The following is a 17,103-nucleotide window of genomic DNA, read 5'->3' on the forward strand; positions in this document are numbered from 1 at the left end:
AGGCTGGTCTGCGAAAAAGATGAAGGCTGAGGGCCATGTCGTTGCTGCTTACATGGCCGCGTGGAAAAAACGGATCAATTATAGCTGTGGAGGCGCTAGTAAGCCCACACTTCAATGATCATCTGCTGCTATTGCGGGTTTGTCACCATGCCACAGGGCAATCACGAGGTTCTTGATGTGATTGAGCTTGCGGTGGAAAAAGTGGTCGGCGCCGGGGATCACGATCACGGGTATGTCTTGTGGACGGGCCCAGTCGAAGACGGCGGACAGGGGGATTGTGTCGTCCAGTTCGCCGTGGATCAAGATGGTGTCGGCGGGAATGTCGGCCATGGCCCACTTACCGGCCGCGCTGCCGATCAGCGCCAGGCGCTCGACGGGCGTGCCGGCGGCGGCCAGGCGTTCCTGCAGTTTCGACTGCACGAAGGTACCGAACGAGAAACCGGACAGGGCCACGGGCAAGCCTGGATACAGGCCGCGCATGTGTTCATACAGCAATTGCATGTCGTCCGTTTCGCCCGCGCCATGGTCATGCACGCCTTCGGAAGCGCCGACGCCGCGGAAGTTGATGCGCGCCACCACGTAACCGAGGGCGACAAACGCGCGCGCCAGGGTTTGCGTGACCTTGTTATCCATCGTGCCGCCGTACAGCGGATGCGGATGGGCCACGAGGGCGATGCCGCGCGGAGTGTCTGCCGGGAAATCGAGCAAGCCTTCCATGCTGCCTGCATGGCCGGCGAGGGTAAATTTTTCCGAGTTTCTGTTCATGATGCTCATACTGGTGGCGTAGGCTTAATTTGAAGTTAAAACGTTGAAATTAAATATGCTGCTCAGATTTTCAGGCGTTCGACGATTTTGCCGCCCACCAGGTGCGTATCGATGATTTCATCGATATCGCTGGTGTCGACATAGGTGTACCAGGTCGCTTCCGGGTAGATCACCAGCAATGGGCCTTCCTCGCAGCGGTCCATGCAGCCGGCCTGGTTGATGCGGATCTTGCCCGCGCCATTCATGTCGAGTTCCTTGATGCGGCGCTTGCAATGCTTTTGCGCCGCTTCCGCGCCATGGTCGCCGCAACTGCTGCGGCCGTCTTCACGTTTATTCATGCAGAAAAAAACGTGGCGTTCAAAATACGGTGCGTCGCTCATACTATTCTCCTGCTGATTCATCAATGCGCCATGATAACGCTTATGGGTGGTCTTCGCGACGCTGGCGCTGCACGTCCTCCTGCCGGTTCAGGCGGTGCGAGGGCAGGCACAGGAACCACAGGGCCATGAAGGGCCACAGCAAGGCGAGGAATTGCGCCGCGCCATTGAAGTTGAGGAACTTGCCTTGCACCCAGCCTTGCAAGGTTGACATGAAGTACGGGTTGATCGGCGTCGTATTCACCATTACCAGGCTCAGCAGCAAGGTTGCGGCCGCGATGCGGCGCTGCGCCACGTGCGGCGCGAACGCCAGGCCGCCCAGCATGATCAGGCCGATCAGGAAACCGCCCTGGGCGCCCGGCGTGATCCAGACGAAGGCGTTTTCCGGCGAAAACAGCAGCGCGCTGGCCATCGAGCGCACGGTCAAGGCGGCGGCGATGAGGATCAGCATCAAAATGGCGCGCGGCGCGGCGCGGCGCAGCAGACACAGCAAGGTAAGCACGGCGCCCGTCATGCCGCAAGCCGTGATAATGGTTTCCGAAAGCCAATATTGCTCGACGGTCAAGATCACGTCGGGGCGCAGATACGTGGCCAGGTCGATCTCCATGCCCGCCAGGCGCGACAGCCAGTCCGACAGGATGGGCAGCAGCTGGCCCAGGCCGAACAGATAGCCTTGCGGATAGATCTGCGCCAGCGGCCACAGTGCCACCAGCACCAGGCCCTGGCTGGCGTGCTGGGCAAACCAGCGCTGGCGCAAGCGGTATAAATGGCTGTGATCAAGCAGCTTGCGCGCCGTCAGGGCGCCGATGATGGAACCGATGCAGCAACCGGCCGCATTCGTATAAAAGTCGAGGTTCGACGATACGCGGCTGGGCAAATAGGTTTGCACGGCTTCCATGCTGCCGGAAATCAACATGCCGCACAGGCTGGCAACGATGACGGCAAAGAAACCTGTGATCCTTGGAAACAGCGAATACACGATCAAGGCGCCCAGCGGGATGTAGCCGACGATATTCACGCCGACATCGAAGCCCGTCCAGTAACGGGGCATGCGCGTGTTTTCCAGGAAAGTCAGCGGCGACAGGCCATTGCTGTGCCAGCCCGTGAACGGAAACCAGCTGGCGTAGACGATCAGGAAGACGTAGGCGAGCAGGGTCGCGCGCGACACGGGCGAGGAACGGACGGGCGGCAGCGGCGCCGCCGGACTGGCTGGGGATGCGGGCTCGGTCATTCTTTCGTGATATTCAGCGTGCCCAGCCAGGTCAGCAGGTCGGCGGCGATGGCGTCCGAGGCGGCCGCCAGCGCCTGCGCGCCCCCTTGCGCGTCGGCGCTGCCGGCGGGGCCGCTGCGGCTGAAGGTTTTCTGGTCGATCAGGCGGTGGCCGCGAAAGACCGAGGCGCGCAGCGACACGTGGCCGCTGCTTTGTGTCTGCGTGTCGAAGTTTTGCGAAAAATCATCGACATCGATGCGCAGCAGGGGCATGCCGGCGGCCGCGTCCGTGGTCGACAGCACTTTCACGCCGCTTTGCGCCACGCGCGTCTTCAGGCGCTGGCTTAATAGTTGCAGCGGCGGCGTGTTCCAGCGGTTGTAGGCGTACGGCCGCGATTGCTGCGCATCGGCGTACAGCAAGCGGTAATACATGCGCTGGCTGTCCAGCCAGGATGGGCCGTTGGCGTCGGCGATCACCAGCACGGGCACGGCTGGCGCGGCCGGCTGCGCGGCCGCCAGCGGCGCGGCCGGGCCGAAATCGTAAAACGTGGGCACGGGACCGCGGCTGGCGCAACCGCCCAGCAGGAATGCGGCGGCCAGGATGAGTGCGCTGAGATGGCGTGGGATAGGCATGCGATGTTCTCCTTATTTGCCCGGTGCCGAAAAACCGGGCTCGCCCGGGCCGGGCGGGATGTCTGGGGCGCCGAACAAGATGCTCTGCGGCTGTTCATTGAGCGTGCTCATGGTGGTTTTCAGGGCGCGCATCGAGGAGCGCGCTTCGCCGCTCAGCTCGATTACCTGCGGCAGCACTTCCAGCGACACGCCATTGGCCACCGTTTCCACGGAAGTGCCGACCCGGTCGACCGTGCCATTGACCTTCTCGAGCACGCCGCCGGGCGCCTGGATATCGTTGCCCAGTTTTTTCCACGTGGCCGTCAGGTCCGACACGTTCTTGCTGGCCGTACTGACGGCCGTCAAGGTTTGGCGCGTCTGTTCCGTCAGTTGCGGCAATTGCGTCAGGGTCGGCTCCAGCTGCTGCGGAATGGCGCCGAAGGCCTTGGCCGCCTTGCCCACTTCAGTGAAGGCGCCCAGCATGGCGGCCTGGTTGTCGGGGCTGAGCAGGTTGTTGACTTTGTTGGTGATCTGTTCGGCCTGGTCGAGGATGCGCTTGCCGCGCTTTTCCAGCTGGTCGAGCAAGCCGGCGCGCAGGGGAATCTGCGACGGCTTGTCCTTGCTGGTGCCCAGCAGTTTCGAGCCCACGTGTTCATCGTCGAGCTGGATGTAGGCGATGCCCGTCACGCCCTGGTAGCCGAGGGTGGCAAAAGTGGTATTGGTGACGGGGGTATCGGGCGCCACGCTGATGTGCACGAGGATTTGCCCCGCCTTTTGCGTGTCGAAGTCGATGGCGTCAACCTTGCCTACTTCCAGGCCCCGGTAGCGCACGGTCGCCTGCGGGTTCAGGCCCGGCACGGACAGGGTGGTGGCGAGCAGGTACGGCACCCGTTCCACGCGGTCGCGGTTGAACCAGACGCCGAACAGGATCGCGGCCACCAGCAAGGTGAGTGTAAAAAATCCCGTCATCAGGGCATGTGATCTGTTTTCCATTACTTCTCCGCTTTCTTGTCTGTGCCGGCGTCGTCGCCTGGCTGCGCCGCCTGGTCCGCCACCGCCGCCTGTTTCTCATCGAGGACGGCCAGCGCGCGCTTGCCGCGGTCGCCGAGGAAAAATTGCTTGATGAACGGATGGTCGACTTCGATCACTTCGCGCGTGGGGCCGATGGCGATCACGTGTTTTTCCGCCAGCACGGCGATGCGCGTGGACAGGGCGAACAAAGTGTCGAGGTCATGCGTGACCATCACCACCGTCAAGCCCAGCTCGCGGTGCAGCGACTGGATCAGGGCAACAAAACTTTCCGACAGGTCCGGGTCCAGGCCCGCCGTGGGTTCGTCGAGGAATAATAGTTTCGGTTCCAGCGCCAGGGCGCGCGCCAGGGCCACGCGCTTGATCATGCCGCCCGACAAGTCCGACGGCATTTTGAGCGCATGTTCCGGGCCCAGTCCCACCATATTCATCTTTAATAGTACCGCGTCGTGTACCAGCGCTTCGGGCAGTACGCGCAATTCGCGCATGGGCTGGGCCACATTGTCGAACACGGTCAGGGCCGAATACAGGGCGCCTTGCTGGAACAGCATGCCCCAGTGGTTGCGCAACTGTTGCAGCTGGTCGGAACTTGCCTGGTTGATATCTTCGCCAAACACTTTGACGCAGCCGCGCGCCGGATGTTCCAGGCCCAGCATCTGGCGTAGCAGCACTGTCTTGCCCGTGCCTGAGCCGCCCACGATGGAAAGGATCTCGCCCCGTTCGATTTCCAGGTTCAAGTCCTGGTGCACGACGGTGCGGCCGAACTTGGTCCACAGATTGGTGATCTCCACCACGGGCGCGCTGCCGTGCAGGTTGAACTGGCCGTCCTTGCCCTCGCTCGCCTTGCAGGCGATATTGGTATCGTCCGTCATCAGTAGCCCACTCCATTGAAGACGATGGCGAACACGGCGTCAGCCAGGATCACGACGGTGATGGCCGTGACGACGGCGGTGGTGGTGCCGCGTCCCAGGCTTTCCGTGTTGGCCTTGATGCGCAGGCCGAAGTGGCATGACACAAGGGCGATCAGCATGCCGAAAATCACACCCTTGCCCAGGCCGATCATGTAGTTGGCCAGCGGCACGGCATCGGGCAGTTTCTGGATGAAATAGCGCGCCGACAGGTTCAGTTCCACCTTGGCCGCCACCATGCCGCCGATCAGCGCGGCCGTATCCGTCCAGATGACGAGCAGGGGCATGGAAATGGCCAGGGCCAGCACTTTCGGCATGATCAGGCGGAAACCGTGCGAAATGCCCATCACTAGCATGGCGTCGAGCTCTTCCGTGACGCGCATGACGCCCAGCTGCGCCGTGATGGATGAGCCCGAGCGCCCGGCCACGAGGATGGCGGCCAAGAGCGGCCCCAGTTCGCGGATGACGCTCATGCCCAGCAGGTTGACCAGGTAAATGTCGCCGCCAAAGGCGCGCAGCTGCTGCGCCGACAGATAGGACAGCACGACGCCGATCAGAAAGCCGACCAGGGCCGTGATGCCCAGCGCCTGGAAGCCCGCATGGAAGATATTGGCGGAAATTTCACGCCAGGGGCCGCGCATCGGATGGCGCGCGAAGCGGCCGATATCCTGCGTCACCTGGCCCACGAGGGCGATAAACCCCTTCAAATGTTCGAAAAACAGCAGGATGGCCATGCCCAGTTTCATCACGGGCGTGAGGCGGTTGGCGCGCGAGGGTGGCGTTGTCAACGGCCCCGTTTCTTCGATGCGCCGGAAAAACTCTTCTTGTGACGGCGCCAGGGTCAGTTGCGCGGGGCGTTGCTTGCCCCAGGCATTCCAGAACAGCTGGGCGCCAATATGGTCCATGCTGTCGATGGCCGACAGGTCCCATTGCACCTTGGCATCGTCCTGCAAGGGCTTGAGCTGGGCGTCGATGGCCTTGATGGCATTGTCATGCGCCAGCGCGTGCACTTGCCAGGTGCCGCTGGCAGTGACAAGGGCTCCCTGTTGGGAGCTGGTCTGGGAGAGGGTCAGTTTCGGCGATTGTACAGTCGGCATCGTGCCAGTTTAAGGGAGAATGGCGCAGACCGCCACCGCTGTTCAATCGCCAGCCTGTCAGGAAGCCAGATGGCGTGCCTGCCGCTGCGGCAGGGCGACGTCCGGGCGCACCTTGGCGTTGTTAGTACTTACTTCGCTTGTCTTGGCGTGCGCGGCAGCTTGCGCGCCGCCCGCATAGTCGCTGGCTAGCAGGGCATTGGCCTCGACCGCGCTCATGCCGCGCGTCTGCAGCCATTGCGCCACCAGCTTGGCCAGGCGTTCCATGGCGATGCGGTGGGTGGCGTCCGTGTGGGCGTACAGCCAGTTCGAAAAATCCATGAAGTTTTCAAACGGCGCATCACCGAGCATCCATTGCACCGTATTGGCGAAGCGGCCCGAGTTGGCGACCAGGTCCCAGTAGCGTGCGAAGCGCACCAGGCGCTGCATGCTCATGAAATTGAGCTGTTTATTCGCCAGGATGGTGTAGGGCGGGTGCGGGTCGAACACCATGCCAAAGTTTTCCGTATGGCGGATGATGGGCGTGCCGCGCAGCCGCTTTAAGATGCCGAACTGGATTTCATGCGGTTTCAAGGCCACCAGCTTGTTGAAACCAGCCGCGAAGCTCGCTTCATCCTCGCCCGGCAGGCCGGCGATCAAGTCCACGTGCAAATGGGCGTTTGATTCTTCGCAAAGCCAGCGGATGTTATCGGCCGCCTTCTGATTATCCTGCTTGCGGCTGACCAGCGATTGCACGTCCGGATTGAAACTCTGGATGCCGATCTCGAACTGCAGCGCGCCGGGAGGGAACTTGCTGATGCCTTCTTTCAAGGCGTCGGGCAAGTGATCGGGCACCAGTTCGAAGTGAGCGTAGATAGGGTCGTCCGGATTCGCCTCGATCTTGTCCAGAAAGAACTGCATGATCTTCAAGCTGGTCTTGATATTCAGATTGAAGGTGCGGTCGACGAACTTGAACAGGCGCGCGCCGCGCGCATGCAAGGACTCCATTTCGGCCAGGAAGTTGTCCAGCGCGAAGGGCCAGGCCGTCTTGTCCAGCGCCGACAGGCAGAACTCGCACTTGAACGGGCAGCCGCGCGACGCTTCCACGTAAATCGTGCGGTGGCGGATATCGTCATCTGTATACAAGGAGTAGGGCAGTTGCAGTTCCGCCAGCGGGGCTTGCACGCCCGCATGGATCTTCATCAGCGGTTTTGGTCCGTTGAGGATCTCGCCGCACAGCTTGGGGAAGGTGACGTCACCCCAGCCCGTGATCAGGTAATCGGCCAGCTTGACGATTTCCTGCTCGCCCGCCTCATGCGACACTTCCGGCCCGCCCAGCACGATGATGACCTCGGGTGCCACCCTCTTGAGCATGGCCACCAGCTTGGTCGTTTCCTCGACGTTCCAAATATATACGCCAAAACCGATGATGCGCGGCTTGTTGACGAGGATGCGCTCGACCAGCTCCGTGGTTTTCGTGCCGATGACGAATTCCTGCAGCCGCGTCTGCGCTTGCAACGGCCCCATATTGGCCAGCAAATAGCGCAATCCCAGCGAGGCATGGGTGTAGCGGGCGTTCAGGGTGGAGAGCAGGATGGTCATAGCGGCGATGGAAACGGCGAAACCGCTATTTTACGCTGTCGCGTCAGCTGTGCGCTGCGGCCACAAATGCCATGTTACCATTTGTCAATAATTACTAACTTGTCAATGCTACGGCAGGGTAAAGGGATACACGGTGCTGGTGAAAAAAGTACTCAAGAAAAAAGTCCTGGTCGGGGCGCTGGCCGGCGTGGCGCTGGTTGCCGCCGTGCTGGCAGGTTACCGGGTGTTTGGCTGGGGCGCGATGGGGCCGGTCAACGGCTTGAAGCTCGATTTGTCGCGGCCCGACGCGCTGGTCCGCACGAAAAGCCTGTCGGCCTTGCCGCGCGACCTGCTGACGGTGCCGCTGGCGCGCGACGTGCTGCGCGAGGATTTTCTGTTCTATTACGAGCAAAGCGAAGACCGGCTGGGCCTGAAGGGCAGCTTGCGCCGCATCGCCTATGAACATGAGCTGGGCTGGGGTGATCAGCTGCTGCGCATGGTGCTGGACCAGCCGGCGGAAGTGGCCTTGTGGCGCGACGCTGATGGCTCGCTCAAGCATTTCGCCATTGCCGTGTCGCGCAGCCAGCTGACGCGTTTGCTCGAGGAAGCGGGCAAGATCGCCTTGAAGGATACGCAGATGCGCGTGGCCGGCAGTTTGCGCGTCGATGGCGACAGCGTGCCCGTGTACGCGTTGAACTATGCCTACCAGCGCACCTTGCTGTTTGCCGCGCACGGCCAGCGCCTGGTCATCCTTTCCCATCCCGGCATGCTGTATGGCGGCAGCGATGGCAAGCATGGCGATGGCACGGCCGAGAAAACCGTGGCCAGCCTGCTGGCGCAGGAGGCGGCCAAGCAAAACGTCTTTCATCCGCAGTTCCATCTCGACGGCGCCGCGCCCGAGGGCCACAGCATCGCCGTCAAGGCCGACTTCCTGTCCTTCGGCTACCAGCCCTTCTTTGGCGCGTTAGAGGCGCTGCGCTTCGATTTTCAACAGGGCGCCTGGCAATCGAAGGTGCTGCTCAATGCCGACAAGTTGAACAAGAGCGGCAAGGGCGGTTACGACAGCAGCGCCCTGTGGCCCGTGCTGCCGCACAACCCGAGCGCCTGTTTCAGCGTGCCGGTCGACTGGACCGCGCTGCAGCCCGTGCTCAAGCGTCTGGGCAGCAAGACCTCCGCGCCGGTGGCGCCGCTGGCCGAACACTTGCAAGGGCCTGCCGCCGCGTGCTGGTACGGCAATTCGCGCCTGCATACGCCGGTTTTTGTTGCCACGCGCAGTGCGCAGGCCGGTGATGACGCCGTCTATGGCAGCCTGTTCGAGGCTGCCATCGGCGGCAAGGACCCCGTGCGCAAAACGACAGGTAAAGATGGTGCCACGCGTTGGGAACGCAATGTCGCCACTGCCCTGGGCCAGTCCACGCCGGCGCTGGCCGTGGCCGGCAATACCGTAGTCTTCTCGGCCGACGGCAAGCTGGTGGACCAGGTGCTGGCCGTGCGCCGCAAGCAAGCGCCGGCCGCCAGCGACCTGCTGCCCGATGGCGCGCGCACGATCGGCCTGATCGCGCCGGCGTCGCTGGCCCGGCTGATCCAGCTGGAAGCCTTCGACACCCTGCCGGCGAATAACGAACCGGTCTTGCGCGCAGCCGCCAACGAACACCTGGTGCCGCGCCTGAACGCCTTGAAAAAATATCCGCCGCTGCGCATGGTGCTCAAGCGGCAGCCAGCCAGCGGCACGTCATGGGAAACGCTGGAATGGCAGGAGACTGCGCGATGACGCTTTGGCATGGGCGGCATGGACGCCGTGCCGCCTTGCGCTGGCTGGCGGCCTGCGCCGCCACCGCGGCAATGCCTGCGTGGGCCCTGCGCGCGGTCGCCGAACCGCAAGTGCAGCTGTCGCAGGCACAGAGCCGCGCCTTCCAGGCCTGGATGCTGCGCATCGTCAACGCGCAGATCGAACGGGGGCCGTCGCCGCGCTGGACGCACCGCGATTGCGCCGGCCTGGTGCGCTTTGCCGTCAACGAAGCGCTCACCGTGCATGACGCGAAGTGGCTGCATGCGAACGGCATCGCCAGCGACCGGCGCCTGCCGCCCGAGCTGGAATTGAGCGCGTCCCAGGCTGCCCTGCGCAACCGCTGGGTGCAGACGGGTGGCAGCATCGGCCACTTCGTCACGGCGCTGGCGCTGGTGCAGCACAACAGCCGTTTCATCGCCCGCGAAATCAGCCAGGCGCTGCCCGGCGACCTGCTGTTTTTCGACCAGGGCGACGAACAGCATCTGATGGTCTGGATGGGGGCGCGCATCGCCTACCACACCGGCACCGTCACCCCCGACGACAATGGTCTGCGGACCGTCGATATCAAAGAACTTACGAGCTGGAAGGACACGCGGTGGCAACCTGTGGTCAACAATCCCAATTTCGCCGGGGTGTTCCGGCTGGCGTTTTTATCATGAGGCCGATTTTTGTCATGAAGCTGTTCTTTGCCAGCCTGCTGGCGTTGCTCCTCATTGGCGGCGCCTCGGCGCAGGAACGCGAACCGAGCAACGAGTCTAGCAACTACGCTACCTTCAAGGGTGAACCCTTCTTCCTGCTGTCGGACGCCAGCTACGGCAGTCTGGATGAAGCGCGCGTGCGCCTGGAAGTGCCGGGCCGCGACATGGGGCGCATGAACCTGGAAGCGTATTCGGGCGCCGACATCGTCGTCTATCGCGTGCCCGAACCGATGGAATTCCTGAAAAAGCAGCGCAATCTGCACCGCATCCAGGTCGAGGGAAATTACCAGGGCGAAGGCTTGGCCAACACCTTGAGCTTTCTGTGGGATCGCTGGTGGAAGCAGTCGCGCTTGGCCTGGCGCAAGCTGTTTTCCGGCGAGGCGCGCCTGGCCGTTACCAAAGAACAGCCGCAGTTGGCGACGAACGACGCGATCCGCCGGCGCACCGTGTTCGCCAACCATCCGCAGTACAAGCCGATCAAGGGCATGGAGCTGGTCGACAGCTTCCGCTATCCGATCTGGCAGGCCAAGGCCATCGCCCCGCCCAAAGGCGTCAAGCTCGATGGATCGAGCAGCGACTTCGTCGTCGCTGGCGCCGGCAATGTGATGATTCCGCTGGGCAAACGCAAGCCGGGCTTGTACCTGATCGAAGCGATCATCGGCGAACACCGCGCCACCACGTTGGTATTCGTGTCGGACACAGTGGCCGTGACCAAGGTATCGTCCGGCCAGATGCTGGTCTGGACGGCGCGGCGCGACAACAGCGCCGCCGTGGCCGGCGCCAATGTGGCGTGGACGGACGGCACCGGCGTGCTGCAATCGGCCACCACGGGTGTCGACGGCGTCGCCTCGCTCGAGCGCGGCAGCCCGGAACACACGTATGTGCTGGGCCAGGACCGCGACGGCGGCGTGTTCGTGTCCGAGAACTTTTACTATGACAGCGAAATCTATAACACCAAGATTTATGCGGTGACGGACCGGCCCCTGTACCGGCCCGGCGACGAAGTCAACGTCAAGTTTTTGGGCCGCGAATTCACCTCCGCACGCAATTCGCAGGCGGCAAGCGCGGCGCCGATCAGCTTGAGCGTGCTCAATCCGAACGGCACGCCACTGCTGACGCAAACGCTGCAGCTGTCCGGCGACACGGGCGCGGACACGCGCTTCCGCCTGCCCACGGAAGCGACCGCCGGCGGCTATGAACTGCGCTTCAATTACAAGGATGGCGCGTATGGCGCGGCCTTCCGCGTGGCCGAATACGTCAAACCGCACTTTGAAATCAACGTCCAGCCCTCGAAGCCGGAATTCAAGACGGGCGAGGCCGTCAAGGGCAGCATCGCGTTGCGCTACCCCGATGGCAAGCCCGTGAAAAACGCGAAGATGACCTTGTCGCTGCGCGGCCAGCAAAACACCATGGTCGAGGGCGAGCTGCGTTACAGCGGCTTATTCCCCGTGGCCTTGAAGACCGAGGAAGTGACGAGCGACGGCAGCGGCAATGTGGACTTCACCTTGCCGCCCGCCGCCGATCCCTCGCGCTACATCCTGACCGTGCTGGCGACCGATGGCGCGGCCTATCGCGTCAAGGCGACGCGCGAGCTGATGATAGAACGCTCGAGCAGCAGCTACCAGCTGAAAGCCACGCGACAGTTTTCCGATCCGGGACAAACCGTGCATTTCGACTTGCTGGCAGACGGCCAGGGCGCGGCGAAGCCCGTGCGCTGGGAGATGGTGCAGCTGGAAAAACAAAGCAAGACCGAGGGCGCCTTCGATCCGGCTGCCAAGGGCTGGGACGTGACATTCCCGGCATCGGGTTCGTATCAGCTGGCGCTGCGCGACGAGCGCGGCAACCTGCTGGCCGCCGCCAGCCACTGGGTCGCCGGCGATGGCGTGCAAACGACGCCGGGCAGCATCGAGATCGTATTGGACCGCACCCGCTATCGTCCGGGCGACACGGCCGAGGCCTTGATCACGTTCTCCGACAAGGTCGACCAGGCGCTGTTGACGCTCGAGCGCGACAAGGTGGAGCACCATGGCTTGATGGCCGGCGCCGCCGATTGGTACCAGACGAAGCGCGTGGCGCCGCGGCAGTGGAGAGTGCGCATCCCGGTAAAAGAAGAGCATGGCCCGAACATGACGTTCTCGGTGGCGTACACGCGCAATGGCGATTTCGTCTTCGAGAACGCCGGCCTGCAAGTGATCGAGCCGCGCATCGCGCTGCAGTTCAAGAGCGACAAGGAGGTCTACCAACCGGGCGAGAAGGTCACGCTGGATGTGAAGGCGACGCTGGACGGCAAGCCTTTGAGCACGATGGTGGCGCTGGGCGTGGTCGATGAAATGATCTATGTGCTGCAGCCGGAAATCGCGCCGGACATCGGCGACTTCTTCTATCATCCGCGCCGCAACAACGTGCGCACCACGGCCAGCCTGTCGTTCATCAGCTACGATATGGCGCAGGGTCGCACAGCGGGCGCACCGGCACGCCACAATTACAACGAGCGTGGCGTCAAGGTGCTGGAACGTCCACGCCGCGACAATATCGATACGGCTTACTGGGCGCCATCGCTGAAGACCGATGCGAATGGTAATGCGCGCGTGAGTTTCACCATGCCCGATGCGCTGACCCGCTGGCGTATCACGGGCCGCGCGATGGATGAGCAGGGACGCGTCGGCCAGCGCACCGCCTATCTGCGTTCCGATAAAAACTTCTATGCCAAGTGGACGGCACCCGACTGGATGCGCGCCGGCGATGCGCCGCGTGCTTCGGTGGCCGTGTTCAACCAGACGGGCAAGGAGCAGGCGCTCGACGTTGTTCTCTCCGGCGGGGCGCAGCCGAAGTCGGAAAAACTGTCCGCCAAACCGGGCGTCAATTACGTCGAGTTCCCGCTCGCTGCTGGTGCTACCGGGCCGCTGCGTCTGGAAGTAAAACAGAATGGCAAACTGGTCGACGCGCTCGATACGGCCATGCAAACCTTGCCCGCCGCGTGGAGCAGCCCGCGCTCCTTGGTGCTGCCGCTCGATGGCGCCACCGGTGATATTCCACTCAAGCTGCCGGCGGACGCGCGCAATATCCGCGTCTCGTTCGCTCAAGGAGCGGCCAGCCAGTTCGCGCGCATTGCCGACGACCTGATCGACTATCCATATGGCTGCGTGGAGCAGACGGCGAGCCGCTTGATCCCGCTGGCGCTGGCTACGCAAAGCCTGGGGCCGGACGCTGGAGCGGCAAGCGAGCGCCTGCAAACGCTGCTGACTGCGCAGCGTCTGCGTCTGGTGTCCATGGCCGGTCCGAACGCCGTCTTCGGCTGGTGGGGCAATGCCACGGCCGGCAATGCCCTGATGACGGCTTACGCCTACTACGCGGACTGGTACGCGGCGCGCGCGCTGCATATCGAGTTGCCATCCGAGCACTGGAACAAGCTGCTGGCCGTCTACAGCGAACATGGCTTGAAGGATGCGATGGGCGACCGCGCACTGGTACTGTGGATGGCGCGCGAGATGGGGTTACCGACGCAGACCCTGGCGGCGGGCCTGGTGGACGACAGCACTATCGCCGTCCTGGGCGGCAAGCCGCGCCAGGAGGGCGACAGCGGCAGCCTGCTGCTGGGCGGAGCCTCTGACCGCGAAGCGCAAGCGATGTCGTTGGGTCTGGTGGCGGTGGTCGCCAGCCAGAATGGCATCGCTCTGCCGCATTCGCTGCAGCTGCAAGTGGCCAGTTCGTGGCAGGTGCTGAGTGTATCGAAAGCGCCGGTGGCGCAGGCTTTGCTGATGCTGGCCGGCGAAGTGCCGTCATCGCAGGCTGACGTGGTGCTGGCCAGCGTGCGCGCCGAGATGCCGACCCTGGACCGCGCGATGACGTTGATGTGGGTGCAAAAGAAGCTGGGCGGTGCATCGTTCGGCAAGGGGCCGGCCGTCACGCTGGACGGCGCCTGGCAAAAACGCGACAGCCGCAGCGGCCAGCCGGTCTGGCGTTGGGCCGACGCCAAGGGCCTGCCTGACAAACTGCGTCTCACCGCATCGACCGCGGCGCCGGCCGGCACGGTGGCCGTGCTGCAGTACGACAGTTACGTCGCCGAAGCACAGACCTTGCCGGTTGCCGTCGAACGTCGCATCCTTCGCATGAAGGCGGGCAAGGGCGGCTACACGACGGAGCTGGTCAAGCCGGGCGAGGCGCTCAGCACGGACGCGCTCTACCTCGATGAAATCACCTTGAAAGCGGCGCCGGGCGCGAAGCACCGCTTTGGCTTGCTGGAAGTGGCGCTGCCACCGGGCGCCATGGTCGAATCGACTACCTGGGGCATGGTCATGGCAGGCGTCAAGCCGGCCGCGCTGGAACGCGCGCGCCACACCGAGCGCCGCGACGGCTACGCCGTGCCGATCGAGCCTTTGGAAGGCGAAGTGACCGTGCGCCATCTGATCCGTTTTGCGCAGAAGGGCAGTTATGTGCTGCCGCCGGCGCGCTTTTACCGCATGTATCAGCCGGAGCAGAAAGCCTTCGAAGGCGGCGGCAAGACCACGCGCGCGTTGAAGGTCGAGTGATGGGCTTTGTACGTCCGGCCTTGATGCTTGCCACGCTGCTGGCGACGCCCGCTTTTTCGGCCTCGCTGGATGTGGCCTGGTGGCGTGACGGCAAAATCGAAGTGCGGCAGCTGCGCCATGGCGGCACAGCGCCGCCACCGTTTGACGGCGCGCGGCAAGTGCCGCTGGCCAGCCTGTGGAAGCTGTTCGTGTATGTGTACGCGAACGATAACAAGGTGGCGATGCCGGACTATCGCTGCAGCGGCCGTGATCCGGAAGAAGTGTATTGCTGCGATGCGGGCCAGAGCATCGGCCACGACGCGGCGCTGGCGCAGTCCTGCGGTCCATTTTTCTCGCCCAGGCGGCTGATGATCACGGCCACGCCGTGGCGCAAATACTGGACCGGCCGCCTGGGTAGCGCGCCGGCCGGCGACTTTGCCTGGCTGTCCGACCCCGCGCAGCTGGCACCAAAGCGCCTGGTGCGCCTGGACAGCCTGCTGCGCGCGCTGGACAGCATTCCGGCCGCCAGCCGCGTGGACGCCGAGGCGGCGCTGCTGCGCGTGGTGCTGGATGGACGCGGCGCCGGTACGGCGCGCTGGTTCGGCAGCCAGCTGCGCGTCAAAACGTATTCCTGGCACGAGCAGCGCCGGGCAGACGAACGTATCGGCGGCGCGGCCGGCTGGCTGGCCGACGGCACGCCGATCTGGTTTGGCGGCGCGGGCGGCAGCAGCAATGTCTTTGAACAGTGGGCGCCCAGGCTGGCCGCCAGCTTGCCGACAGTGGGTGCGGCCGACGATGGCGGCTGTGTGGTGGTCGATTACTTCAAGCGCTATCCGATCCGTGCCGTGCGCGGCGAGCGTGGCGTGGCCGTAGTTGGCCCACTGAGTGGCCCGCTGAATGGCCGCTACCATGTGCAATTCGAAAATGGCCAGAACCTCGCCCTGCGCAGCAGCGGTGAACTGATGCTGGTACAAGAGAAAGGCGGCCGCCCGCAATTGCGCGGCCGCTTCGGCGTCAATGAATATGTGGCGCGCGTGCTCGATCGCGAAGCGAGTACTAGTGAGCCGGAAGCGGCCAAGGCGCTGGCGATTGCCGCGCGCACGTATCTGCAGCAGAACGCAGTGACCGTGGCAGGCTGCCAGCAGATCGCCGACAGCAGCGCAACCCAGCGCGTCAGTCCCAGTCCCGCCACGCCGGCGGCGCTGGCCATTGCGCGCTGGACCGACCAGCTGATCGTCGATGGCGTCACCGTGCGCTATCACAGCCACCAGGCGTCCGAGGGGACCATGGCGTGGAGCGAGGCGGTGCGCCAGGCGAAACAAGGCAAGCACTATGATGAATTGCTGGCGACGGCCTATCCCGGTGGTGCGCTGAGCACCTTTGGCAATACCGGCGCGCGTTGCCGGCGTCTGGCGCAGAACGAGGATTGGCTGGCGCGGTCCGTGCCGCGCTGGCAGCGCGTGCTGCTGCGCGAGGCCGGTTACGAGGCGCCGCCGCAAGCGCCGCTGGTCTGCGCCCTGTCCAATGGCGCGCCGTATTCGGAGCAGTCGCGCAACCGCATCTTCATGCGCCCGCTGGCCACGCGCGAAGACCGCATCACCTTGGCCCATGAATACCTGCATCTTGGCCTGCGCAACCATCCGCGCGGCCAGGACGAAGAATATGTCGAGCGGCTGGCCCGCCGGCTCGTCGACCTTAACCTGGAGGCCCTGTGAGTTTTTATATCCGTTGCGCGATTCCCCTGATGCTATTGCCACTCTGGGCCCAGGCCCAGGTCACCATCGACGCCCCCAGGAGTGGCTGGCGCAATTCGGCCGGCGCTAGCGAGGAATACACGCAAGCGGTCAACTACCCCGCCGCGTCGGTCAACCTGCAGCCGGGCCAGGCCGAGACGGTGCAGATACGGGGACGCATCGCCGGTGCAGTCAAGGGCAAGCCCGCTACTTTGGTGGTCAATGGAGTGGCGATGCCGATGGAAGTGGGTGAGGATGGCCGCTACGGCCGTCCCTATGGCTTCGGCAGCGGCTCGAACAGCGTGGAAGTGCGCTCGCCCGATGGCAGGAGCCGCGCGCGCACCCAGTTTGTCGACAGCTACCAGGGCAAGACCCAGGCGCGCCTGCGCGTCGTGCTGTCCTGGGACAGCGCCGGCACCGACCTCGATATGCACGTGGTCACGCCGGACGGTGGCCACGCCTGGTACGGCAACCGCGTCTTGAAAGATGGCGGCGCGCTCGATGTTGACGTAACCACCGGTTATGGCCCGGAGATATTTTCCAGCGCGGCGCCCCTGAAGGGTAATTATCACGTCTATGTGAATTACTACGGCAGTGGCGAGAACACCGCCATGCTGACTGTCGCCCGCATATCGGTCATCACCAACGAAGGCACGCCGCGTGAAAAGCTGCAGAGCTTCCAGGTACCGATGCGGGCCGCTGGCGAGCTGACCCTGGTGAAGTCATTCGTGTTGCCATAAATGGCCCTTGCGGAGCCGCGGCACCTTGGCTATAATTCGCCCCCTCGCTGAACGACGCATGCAAATGCCGAGTGAGACGAG

13 protein-coding genes are annotated in these 17,103 nt (G+C 63.8%); 5 read left to right on the forward strand and 8 right to left on the reverse strand.

What is annotated here, in order from left to right:
* Positions 1 to 111: 111 nt before the first annotated feature.
* The 8 genes from SJI03_RS25040 to SJI03_RS25075 form a co-directional block, all read right to left on the reverse strand.
* Entirely contained in the window at positions 112 to 765 is a 654-nt protein-coding gene (locus SJI03_RS25040; RefSeq protein WP_035828394.1) for an alpha/beta hydrolase, read from the reverse strand.
* Positions 766 to 827: 62 nt separating this feature from the next.
* Entirely contained in the window at positions 828 to 1,145 is a 318-nt protein-coding gene (locus SJI03_RS25045) for a (2Fe-2S) ferredoxin domain-containing protein (protein WP_099390194.1), read from the reverse strand.
* 40 nt (positions 1,146 to 1,185) lie between these two features.
* Positions 1,186 to 2,373 (reverse strand): VanZ family protein, encoded by a 1,188-nt coding sequence (locus tag SJI03_RS25050; protein ID WP_099390195.1) that lies wholly within the window; start codon positions 2,371 to 2,373, stop codon positions 1,186 to 1,188.
* The gene (locus SJI03_RS25055; RefSeq protein WP_322428999.1) at positions 2,370 to 2,984 is read right to left on the reverse strand and encodes an ABC-type transport auxiliary lipoprotein family protein; all 615 of its coding nucleotides are present in this window, start codon (positions 2,982 to 2,984) and stop codon (positions 2,370 to 2,372) included. The genes SJI03_RS25050 and SJI03_RS25055 overlap by 4 nt, the downstream gene beginning before the upstream one ends.
* 12 nt (positions 2,985 to 2,996) lie before the next feature.
* Entirely contained in the window at positions 2,997 to 3,956 is a 960-nt protein-coding gene (locus tag SJI03_RS25060; RefSeq protein ID WP_099380746.1) for an MlaD family protein, read from the reverse strand.
* Positions 3,956 to 4,864 carry an ABC transporter ATP-binding protein gene (locus SJI03_RS25065; protein WP_322429000.1) on the reverse strand — a complete coding sequence of 303 codons (909 nt, stop codon included), beginning with the start codon at positions 4,862 to 4,864 and terminating at the stop codon, positions 3,956 to 3,958. Before SJI03_RS25065 ends, SJI03_RS25060 begins: the two co-directional genes overlap by 1 nt.
* Entirely contained in the window at positions 4,864 to 5,997 is a 1,134-nt protein-coding gene (locus SJI03_RS25070; RefSeq protein WP_099380744.1) for an MlaE family ABC transporter permease, read from the reverse strand. Before SJI03_RS25070 ends, SJI03_RS25065 begins: the two co-directional genes overlap by 1 nt.
* Before the next feature lie 57 nt (positions 5,998 to 6,054).
* Entirely contained in the window at positions 6,055 to 7,575 is a 1,521-nt protein-coding gene (locus SJI03_RS25075) for a B12-binding domain-containing radical SAM protein (protein ID WP_322429001.1), read from the reverse strand.
* A 139-nt stretch (positions 7,576 to 7,714) separates the two neighbouring features.
* Between SJI03_RS25075 and SJI03_RS25080 the strand changes: the two genes are divergently transcribed.
* The 5 genes from SJI03_RS25080 to SJI03_RS25100 are packed head-to-tail and all read left to right on the forward strand — an operon-like array spanning position 7,715 to position 17,022.
* The gene (locus SJI03_RS25080) at positions 7,715 to 9,325 is read left to right on the forward strand and encodes a DUF2138 family protein (protein WP_322429002.1); all 1,611 of its coding nucleotides are present in this window, start codon (positions 7,715 to 7,717) and stop codon (positions 9,323 to 9,325) included.
* Positions 9,322 to 10,002, forward strand: coding sequence for a DUF1175 family protein (locus SJI03_RS25085; RefSeq protein ID WP_322429003.1), 681 nt, complete (start codon positions 9,322 to 9,324; stop codon positions 10,000 to 10,002). The genes SJI03_RS25080 and SJI03_RS25085 overlap by 4 nt, the downstream gene beginning before the upstream one ends.
* Positions 9,999 to 14,570, forward strand: coding sequence for an alpha-2-macroglobulin (locus SJI03_RS25090; RefSeq protein ID WP_322429004.1), 4,572 nt, complete (start codon positions 9,999 to 10,001; stop codon positions 14,568 to 14,570). The genes SJI03_RS25085 and SJI03_RS25090 overlap by 4 nt, the downstream gene beginning before the upstream one ends.
* Positions 14,570 to 16,264 (forward strand): DUF2300 domain-containing protein, encoded by a 1,695-nt coding sequence (locus SJI03_RS25095; protein ID WP_322429005.1) that lies wholly within the window; start codon positions 14,570 to 14,572, stop codon positions 16,262 to 16,264. The genes SJI03_RS25090 and SJI03_RS25095 overlap by 1 nt, the downstream gene beginning before the upstream one ends.
* Before the next feature lie 29 nt (positions 16,265 to 16,293).
* Entirely contained in the window at positions 16,294 to 17,022 is a 729-nt protein-coding gene (locus SJI03_RS25100; RefSeq protein ID WP_322429006.1) for a YfaP family protein, read from the forward strand.
* Positions 17,023 to 17,103: the final 81 nt, after the last annotated feature.

Source organism: Janthinobacterium sp. GMG1 (assembly GCF_034427795.1).
Lineage (GTDB): Bacteria > Pseudomonadota > Gammaproteobacteria > Burkholderiales > Burkholderiaceae_D > Janthinobacterium.

What these genes read in the sequence shown, in the direction of transcription:
- SJI03_RS25040 (WP_035828394.1), bottom strand. Translation starts at nt 765, where the DNA reads ATGAACAGAAACTCGGAAAAATTTACCCTCGCCGGCCATGCAGGCAGC.
- SJI03_RS25060 (WP_099380746.1), bottom strand. Translation starts at nt 3,956, where the DNA reads ATGGAAAACAGATCACATGCCCTGATGACGGGATTTTTTACACTCACC.
- SJI03_RS25045 (WP_099390194.1), bottom strand. Translation starts at nt 1,145, where the DNA reads ATGAGCGACGCACCGTATTTTGAACGCCACGTTTTTTTCTGCATGAAT.
- SJI03_RS25050 (WP_099390195.1), bottom strand. Translation starts at nt 2,373, where the DNA reads ATGACCGAGCCCGCATCCCCAGCCAGTCCGGCGGCGCCGCTGCCGCCC.
- SJI03_RS25065 (WP_322429000.1), bottom strand. Translation starts at nt 4,864, where the DNA reads ATGACGGACGATACCAATATCGCCTGCAAGGCGAGCGAGGGCAAGGAC.
- SJI03_RS25075 (WP_322429001.1), bottom strand. Translation starts at nt 7,575, where the DNA reads ATGACCATCCTGCTCTCCACCCTGAACGCCCGCTACACCCATGCCTCG.
- SJI03_RS25055 (WP_322428999.1), bottom strand. Translation starts at nt 2,984, where the DNA reads ATGCCTATCCCACGCCATCTCAGCGCACTCATCCTGGCCGCCGCATTC.
- SJI03_RS25070 (WP_099380744.1), bottom strand. Translation starts at nt 5,997, where the DNA reads ATGCCGACTGTACAATCGCCGAAACTGACCCTCTCCCAGACCAGCTCC.
- SJI03_RS25090 (WP_322429004.1), top strand. Translation starts at nt 9,999, where the DNA reads ATGAGGCCGATTTTTGTCATGAAGCTGTTCTTTGCCAGCCTGCTGGCG.
- SJI03_RS25100 (WP_322429006.1), top strand. Translation starts at nt 16,294, where the DNA reads ATGCTATTGCCACTCTGGGCCCAGGCCCAGGTCACCATCGACGCCCCC.
- SJI03_RS25095 (WP_322429005.1), top strand. Translation starts at nt 14,570, where the DNA reads ATGGGCTTTGTACGTCCGGCCTTGATGCTTGCCACGCTGCTGGCGACG.
- SJI03_RS25085 (WP_322429003.1), top strand. Translation starts at nt 9,322, where the DNA reads ATGACGCTTTGGCATGGGCGGCATGGACGCCGTGCCGCCTTGCGCTGG.